We start from the raw sequence: 7464 nt of genomic DNA on the forward strand, positions 1-7464 counted from the left end.
GCGATCTGGTTCCCCATCATGCTTTTCGTTTTGTCCGGTTTTGAACATAGCGTGGCTAACATGTTCTTTATTCCCATGGGCATTTTATGTGGAGCAGACGTAACCTGGGCTCAGGCATTCCTCAACAATATTCTTCCGGTTACCCTGGGGAATATTATTGGCGGAGCTATTATTATCCCTGTTTGCTATCATTTTACTTATGCAAAAAAAGCAGCTTAATGAAGGCTGAAAATAGAAAAAGAATCTCTACCAAAGTCTGGTGGAGATTCTTTTTTTAGGGGTTGATTCTTAGTATTGTTTTTCCTTGATCAGGCCTTTGCGGTAGGCAGTGATCAGCATTTCCAAGTCCTCCACTTGAGCCATGATCGCTTTGCCGGTATCGGTGTCGCGAACTCGTTTTCGTTCGGTGGTTTTTTCCACTACCATTAGGGTGGATTTGATATCAACCCCGTCAGAAATGGCCTTTTCTACGGATTCAAAAGGATCGTGGCTGATCAGAATCAGCCCATAGGAATTGTAGGTCAGGGTATAGCCAGCGATGCCGGTGGTTTTTTGGTAGGCCCGGGCAAAGCCACCGTCAATGACCAGTTGTTTCCCTTTGGCCCGGATCGGGCTTTCGCCAGAGGTGGCTTTCACCGGAATATGGCCGTTGATCAGGTGACCATGATCCGGGTCAACCCCAAATTCGATCAGAATTTTTCGGGCCAGTTCTTCATCGTCGTCAATCAGCAGGTAGAAGGGGGCATGATGTTCTTTATGGGGCACCTTGTCATCAATGAAATAACGCTCAAAGGTGGCCATTTTGTCTTTGCCGAAGAGGGGTGAATCCTCATGGCACCATAAGAACCACAAAAAGTCGGTGCGGGTGGGGTTTTCATCCTGGTCAGTTTTACCGAAATAGGCTTCCCGAGCCATCTGGTCGAACTTGTCCATCAGACTTTTGCCGACATAGGTTTTCCCGGCGATCTCTTTGGCTTTAAAACTGCCGTCTTCATTTAGCAAGACGCAGGCGTGAAAAAGCAGGTTATCATTAAAGACCTTGTACATACTGCCCTTGGCATACATAAATCGGATATGTTTCTGAAGCTTTTCACTGTGTAAAAAAGCATAAACAAGACGATCCATTACCAGTGTTTCTTCTTCAGTCAGGGTACAGGGGTCAGTCGGATTCAGGGTGGGGAAGTTTGTGTCATTAAGCTGGTAAACAATACCTTCGACATCGACGGTGCCATTGTCAAAGTTAATGCGGCGTAACAGTTGCCGTTTGGCCATGTTGTACTCAGGGTGGTTGTCGATCATGGTTTCTTCCAGTTTGAATTGGATCATGGCAATGGCCTTGTGCATTTTGGACATCAGCGCTGTTTCCTGATCGGAGACGGTGTGGCTGTCAGAAATTTTGGGAGTAAACTTGGTACAGGGATCGTCACCATAAACCCGGTTGGCAAATGAAGCCAGCGGTAACAGGTTAATGCCGTAGCCGTTTTCCAGCACATCCATGTTGGCATAGCGCAGGGCGATTCGGACGGCGTTGGCGATACAGGCTGCGTTGCCGGCGGCAGCGCCCATCCATAGAATGTCGTGGTTGCCCCACTGCATATCCAGTGAATGATGGCGCATCAGGGTATCCATGACCTCGTCAGGACCGGCCCCCCGGTCATAAATATCGCCAATAATATGAAGGTGATCAATGGTCAGCCGTTTGATCACCCCGGAAATCTCCACGATAAAGTGTTGGGCTCGTTCCAGATTAACCAGGCTCTCAATAATCTCATGGTAATACTCCCGTTTATTAAAACGGTGTTCGTCCTCCTGAAGCAGTTCTTCCATGATATAGGCAAAATCTTTGGGGAGGGCTTTGCGAACCTTGGAACGGGTATATTTTGAAGCGGCTGCCCGACACACCTTTACCAGCCGGTAAATGGTCAGTTTATACCAATTATCCAGAGATTCCCGGCTCCGTTCTTTTTTTATCAGATCAATTTTTTCTTCGGGATAGTAAATCAAGGTAGATAGCTCTTCCAGTTCTTCAAAGGCAATGGTGTTGCCCAGTTCCTGATGAACTTTGCGCTTAATGGCACCGGAAGCGTTTTGCATGACGTGATTGAAGGCTTCGTGTTCACCATGAATATCGGTAAGAAAATGTTCGGTTCCCTTGGGCAGGTTGAGGATCGCTTTGAGATTGACTACCTCGCCTACGGCACTGGTAATATTAGGAAAATTTTGAGACAACAGCTCCAGATATTTTTGATTTTCTTGTAATTGCGTTTTTGTATAACCGTTCATATCGACCTCTATCTTTAAAATTCAAATTATGATGTAAATGTTTTCGTCCTGATTATACACTTGAAACCATTAAAAAGCCATTAAAAAATATCAAGGTCAGCTAAAGACAAAAGTCAGATTCCGTGATAAAATGAGACTCATGAAATAGCAGGCCAGTCTGAAAAAGACCGGGTAAACGATCACAAATCTTAGTTTTAATATACAGGTGGGAAAAATGGAGACAAAAATTATTGCCGCAGTAGAAGCAATTGACGAGAAACGGGCGATGGCCCTGGTGGCTGCAGAACTGGAGAGTGGAAAAGACAAAAAAGCAATTGCCAATCAACTGAATTTTGCTCTGCAGCGGGTGGCGGTTCGTTATGAAGAAGGGGAGTACTATATCGCCGATCTGATTATGGCCGGGGAACTGGTATCCAACCTGCTGAGCATGATGGGCATGGACAGTACCCAGCTCATTAATGGCAAGAGTCTGGGAAAAATCGTGGTGGGTACGGTTTTTGACGACATCCACGATGTTGGAAAAAACATCTTTATCAGTATGCTCCGAGCTGAAGGGTTTGAAGTCATTGACATGGGAACTGATGTTTCCACGGAACGGTTTATCGAAATTATCCGTAAAGAAAAGCCCGCTATTCTGGGAATCAGCGGAATTCTCACCTCAGTAGTAGAGAATATCAAGGAAGTCATTGATGAAATCGTTGTCCAGGGGCTCCGGGAAGATCTGAAAATCATTTTAGGAGGTGCTCTGGCGGGAACTGATTATGCCAAATATGTAGGTGCCGATGACTACTCCAGCGATGCCATCGAAGGGGTCAGTATCTGCAAGCAATGGCTTTTGAAGTGAATGGGTGATGGGCAATGAGAAAAATTCTATATCTTGATATTGTCAATGATATCAAAGGAAAAATTGAAAAAGGTATCTTAAAACCCGGAGATCTATTACCATCGGAAAACGAAATGGCTGAGCAGTTTGATGTCAGCCGAACCACTCTGCGCAAAAGTCTGGCCTTGTTGGTAAATGAAAAATATATCTACACCATTCCCGGCAAGGGGAACTATGTATGTGAACCCACGGCCAATCAGTACCAGTTCTATTTTGATGAAATCGACAGCCTGAAGGGGGAAGTGGAAGAAGTCAAACTGGTCAGTGTGGGCGTTATTACCCCGGGTCGCAAACTGATGCGGGAACTGAAGATCGGCTCCTTTGAAAAGGTCATTAAAATTCAGAAAGCCACCAAAATAAAAGAAGAGGTGATCCAATATGCGTCCATTTTTCTACCCTATCAGAAGGGAAATCCGATTGTGGAAGACGTGATCAACTTTGCTAATTTTCATGGGCTGATGGAAAAGGGGAAACTGCAGTTCCAGCATAAAAAAATTCTCAACATCGATATCGTTCACCCCCCTCTGGAAGTTCGGGAAAACCTGCAGCTTGATCATGACGACTGTTGTTTTCTGGTATCTCAAAATATCATTTCCATGGAAGATAACATGCCCATCAGCTATAATGAATTTTATATTAAACGGAATTACTTTACCCTGACAGCAGAAACGACTTTTTAATCGCGTTGGTGATAATGCGTTAGTTTAAAACGAGATACATTTCCTGGCAGGGGGCATTTTGCTGGCCAGGTAAACAATGGAAAGGCGTTAATTTGTATGACCTCACCAGTAAAAGAACCCAAACAAAATTTATTTGAACAAGAACTGTTTAAGGCACTTGATAAAGGAATTGATGAAATGGAATTGGGACAAACGATTTTTTTAATCGATTCCATTAAAAAAATCAGGGAGAAGCTCAAAATTTATGAAATTTAAGATGATATTGCAGACTTCAGAAGCTGAAAATGATATTTTTCAATTAGCAGATATAAGGTTGTAACAATATGAAAATTGAAGATTTAAGAGGACTATATGAAAAAGACGTTGTCTTTTTTACTCAACACGTTATTGAACGATGCAAACAGCGCAATATCCGACCAAAGCATATACGGATTGCCGTTATGTCAGGTTCAATTATTGAAGACTATCCAGATGATTTCCCGACACCAAGCTGTTTAATCTTAGGTTACATTGCACCAGACACCCCACTGCATATCGTAATTGCCAGTAATGGGGAATCTGCAAAAATCGTAACGGCCTATTATCCAGATCCGGATAAATGGATGTCGGATATGAAGACAAGAAAGGAGTTCGAACAATGAAATGTTTAACCTGTAAAAATGGCACAATGGAAACAGCGACCACCACCTATTTTGCCAACCTAAAAAACTGCATCATCATTATTAAGAATGTTCCCTGTTATAAATGCGATCAGTGTGGTGAAGAATACTTTTCATCTTCTGTCGCTGAAAAATTGGATATTCTCGTCGATAAAGCTGAAGCACTGGCCAGTGAGCTGACCATTATGGAGTATGATAAAACTGCTTAAAATTAAACACACTCTCAAAATTTGTTTTCAAAACTCCCAATTTAATAATATTTTCTGTGAAGTTTTAAAAACGCCTGTGAATACACCGCTTGATTCTTCCAACGTTTTACAGGAACTAAAAAAAGTCTATGCCAGTATTGGTATTACTGACAAGACTTTTCATGATTTGCGGCATACCTATGCAACCCGCTTATTTGAACTGGGAGAGCCGGCGAAAACGGTGCAGGAATTGCTGGGCCACAGCAACGTAAGCCAGACATTGGGTACCTATACCCATGTGCTGGAACAGCAAAAAATAAAAACAGCGTCTTTAATCGACGCCTTGTATGATCCACCTCAAAAAACAAATGTCATTTCTATCGGTTAAAATTCGGTTAAAATGGTAGTTTTCAACTTGATTGCTCCATAAGAAATGGCTTTCTTATGGGAAAAATGGTGATCCCGAATGGACTTGAACCATCGACCCCTACCATGTCAAGGTAGTGCTCTGCCAGCTGAGCTACGAGATCACTTTTTACTGCTTGATCATTTTACCTGAATCCTTACAAAAAGTAAAGCTTTTTTTTAAAAAGAACTTCACAATGAACTTCTGGAACACGGTTTACAACAATCAGTATCCTTCCTGCATTGACTGCGATCTCCGCAGTGGTTGTAGTCTGGTGGAAGATACCAAATACGACTGTTATTTCAATAACCTCTTCTGTTCAGACTGTTTGTGGGTTCGATATTTTATTCGCTGTCCCTGATCGTTAGACGAATAAAGGCCTGAGCATGTGCCCAGGCCTTTTGCGGTGTGATGGATACAGTCTCGATCAGGGTTCGGGGATAGTCGTGAGATCATCCAGGTTCATCGATGAAAAATCAGTGAAGACAACGTTTGATGGCGGGGTAAACTGACTGTCGGCAATGTTATCGGCGGAAATATCGGTGACGATCGAGCTCATAACCACCGTGCCATTGCTGAGAATTTCGGTTTTCAGCGGTACGCCATATTTAGTTGAAAACCACATATGCATATCCATTACCCCGTTTTCAGGGTCGTTTTCGGTGGTTTCAATATAGATCACTTTTTCACCGTCCAGGGTTTCTACCCGGGCTACCACGTTATCCGGGAAAATGTCGGTGATGTCGTCAATGCTGGTGACGCCTTCATCCAGGTTCAGATCGCCCAGATCAGTGGTCATTTCCTGATCCTTAAATGAAAATCCCGTTGTCTGTCCTTCGGTATACTGGTAGGTTATCCCTTCTGCGGCATTATAGATGGTGATCTGTTTGCCGATCTCCGGCATTTCCATTTCCATCCGGAAATTGTCCCCTTTGGTATAGGTGGTGGAAGTGGTACTTAAATTGTCGGTCATAACTGTTTTTGTGGTCATTTTAAGTGAATCAGGAAAATTGAAGTTCAGGCTTTTGAGAAGCGCTGCGCCACTGAGGCTTTCATCGAGGTTGGCACTTTTTTCGTCGTTGCCAGTACCATCATCGGTTTTGGCAGTATTATTGCTGCCACCGCAACCGGCAAGTAGAAGTACTGACAATAATACAAAGAAAACAAGTAAAACTCTGTTTTTTTTCATTTTGTTTATCCTTTCTTTTTCATTTCGAATGAGTTTTTCACAAATAACAGTTATTGTTCTATGCTGCTCTAATGTATACCCTAGAAAGACTGTAATAATCACAGATACACAATAAAATTCCAGAAAAGCCGATGAGGGATACGTCTAATGAAATTCTAAATCTTTTTTCGGTATAATGGTTAAAATCTCCGTCTTCCTGGCAGGGGGACGGGGGCAAAAAAATCATAATCAAAAGGAAAAACGATGTTTATTATTGATCTGTTTGCTAAAACCGGTCTGGAAACCCTTTATTTTACTGGGGTCATTATCCTCGCCGGACTACTGCTGGGAATATTGGAAACACAATCCAACCGCAATTTTCACAAGGGTTTGGGCAGAAATGCCATCATGGTCACCGGGATTGTTGGAACCCCTGTTCACGAGCTCAGCCACGCCCTGACGGCGCTGCTTTTTGGTCATAAAATCACCGCCATCAAATTGTTTCAGCGACCGGATCGGGATGGGGTGATGGGGTATGTGAATCATGCCTATAATCCTAAAAATATCTACCATCAGGTGGGGAATTTTTTTATTGGTATTGCCCCGATTTTTGGTGGACTGCTGGTAATCATGGCATTGCTGGCGCTGTTGCTACCCCAGGTGCTGGAAAGTTTTATGGGAGTGGTGACCCAGAGTCTGGCGGTTGAAACCTTGAGCGTGGCCTCATTTAGTGACCTGTTCAGTGCTTATGGGGAATTGCTGAAGTTAATTTTCTCCAGCGAGAATTTTAAAAACGGTCGCTTTTACCTGTTTTTGTTTTTAGCGATTTGTATCTCTTCCCATATCTCCCTGAGTCCGGCGGATATCAAGGGTGCCTTCAAGGGCCTGGTTTTTATATTTTTGGTCTTGCTGATTCTCAATGCCATTGGTTTGTTTCAATCCATACTGGCTGTTGATATACTGAGATACAATGTTCTGATGACCTCATTTTTAATGATTGCCGTCATTTTTTCTTTGATTGCTTTTGGTATCAGTCTAATTTGCAGAATTTTTGCCCGTTGAATTTACATAAAAAACCATCCCAATCAGTGGATGGTTTTTTGTTTAGTATGGAACAAAAATTATGCAATTATTCCCGATAATCTTTGTAATTTTTTGGTTGCTCCGATATAATATTGTTAGTGATTTCCTGAGCTG

General features: G+C 42.8%; 10 protein-coding genes and 1 tRNA gene. 8 read left to right on the forward strand and 3 right to left on the reverse strand.

Going from position 1 to position 7464, the window contains the following annotated elements; all coding sequences use genetic code 11:
• Positions 1-219: formate/nitrite transporter family protein (locus tag B3F51_RS03365; RefSeq protein ID WP_286945471.1), on the forward strand; the 219-nt coding region annotated here is incomplete at its 5' end.
• A 69-nt stretch (positions 220-288) separates the two neighbouring features.
• Here B3F51_RS03365 and B3F51_RS03370 read toward each other — a convergent pair.
• The gene (locus tag B3F51_RS03370; protein ID WP_286945472.1) at positions 289-2283 is read right to left on the reverse strand and encodes a fructose-1,6-bisphosphatase; all 1995 of its coding nucleotides are present in this window, start codon (positions 2281-2283) and stop codon (positions 289-291) included.
• Positions 2284-2497: 214 nt separating this feature from the next.
• Between B3F51_RS03370 and B3F51_RS03375 the strand changes: the two genes are divergently transcribed.
• From B3F51_RS03375 to B3F51_RS03400, 6 genes are all read left to right on the forward strand, one after another.
• Positions 2498-3127 (forward strand): cobalamin B12-binding domain-containing protein, encoded by a 630-nt coding sequence (locus B3F51_RS03375; protein WP_250933672.1) that lies wholly within the window; start codon positions 2498-2500, stop codon positions 3125-3127.
• A 14-nt stretch (positions 3128-3141) separates the two neighbouring features.
• The gene (locus B3F51_RS03380; RefSeq protein ID WP_070370427.1) at positions 3142-3846 is read left to right on the forward strand and encodes a GntR family transcriptional regulator; all 705 of its coding nucleotides are present in this window, start codon (positions 3142-3144) and stop codon (positions 3844-3846) included.
• A 96-nt stretch (positions 3847-3942) separates the two neighbouring features.
• Positions 3943-4101, forward strand: coding sequence for a hypothetical protein (locus B3F51_RS03385; protein ID WP_187389321.1), 159 nt, complete (start codon positions 3943-3945; stop codon positions 4099-4101).
• A 68-nt stretch (positions 4102-4169) separates the two neighbouring features.
• A complete protein-coding gene (locus tag B3F51_RS03390; protein WP_148638430.1) occupies positions 4170-4487 on the forward strand; it encodes a DUF4258 domain-containing protein in 318 nt (105 codons plus the stop codon).
• Positions 4484-4714: a type II toxin-antitoxin system MqsA family antitoxin gene (locus tag B3F51_RS03395; protein ID WP_070370429.1), complete on the forward strand. Its 231-nt coding sequence runs from the start codon at positions 4484-4486 to the stop codon at positions 4712-4714. Before B3F51_RS03390 ends, B3F51_RS03395 begins: the two co-directional genes overlap by 4 nt.
• The gene (locus tag B3F51_RS03400) at positions 4698-5081 is read left to right on the forward strand and encodes a tyrosine-type recombinase/integrase (protein WP_148638431.1); all 384 of its coding nucleotides are present in this window, start codon (positions 4698-4700) and stop codon (positions 5079-5081) included. Before B3F51_RS03395 ends, B3F51_RS03400 begins: the two co-directional genes overlap by 17 nt.
• A gap of 66 nt (positions 5082-5147) precedes the next feature.
• Here B3F51_RS03400 and B3F51_RS03405 read toward each other — a convergent pair.
• Positions 5148-5223: transfer RNA gene (locus tag B3F51_RS03405), tRNA-Val, on the reverse strand.
• A gap of 303 nt (positions 5224-5526) precedes the next feature.
• Entirely contained in the window at positions 5527-6288 is a 762-nt protein-coding gene (locus tag B3F51_RS03410; protein ID WP_148638433.1) for a hypothetical protein, read from the reverse strand.
• 243 nt (positions 6289-6531) lie between these two features.
• Between B3F51_RS03410 and B3F51_RS03415 the strand changes: the two genes are divergently transcribed.
• Positions 6532-7329, forward strand: coding sequence for a M50 family metallopeptidase (locus B3F51_RS03415; RefSeq protein WP_286945476.1), 798 nt, complete (start codon positions 6532-6534; stop codon positions 7327-7329).
• The last annotated feature ends 135 nt before the right edge of the window (positions 7330-7464 follow it).

The sequence above is a fragment of the Acetobacterium sp. UBA5834 genome, from assembly GCF_002435675.1.
GTDB classification, from domain to species: domain Bacteria; phylum Bacillota; class Clostridia; order Eubacteriales; family Eubacteriaceae; genus Acetobacterium; species Acetobacterium wieringae.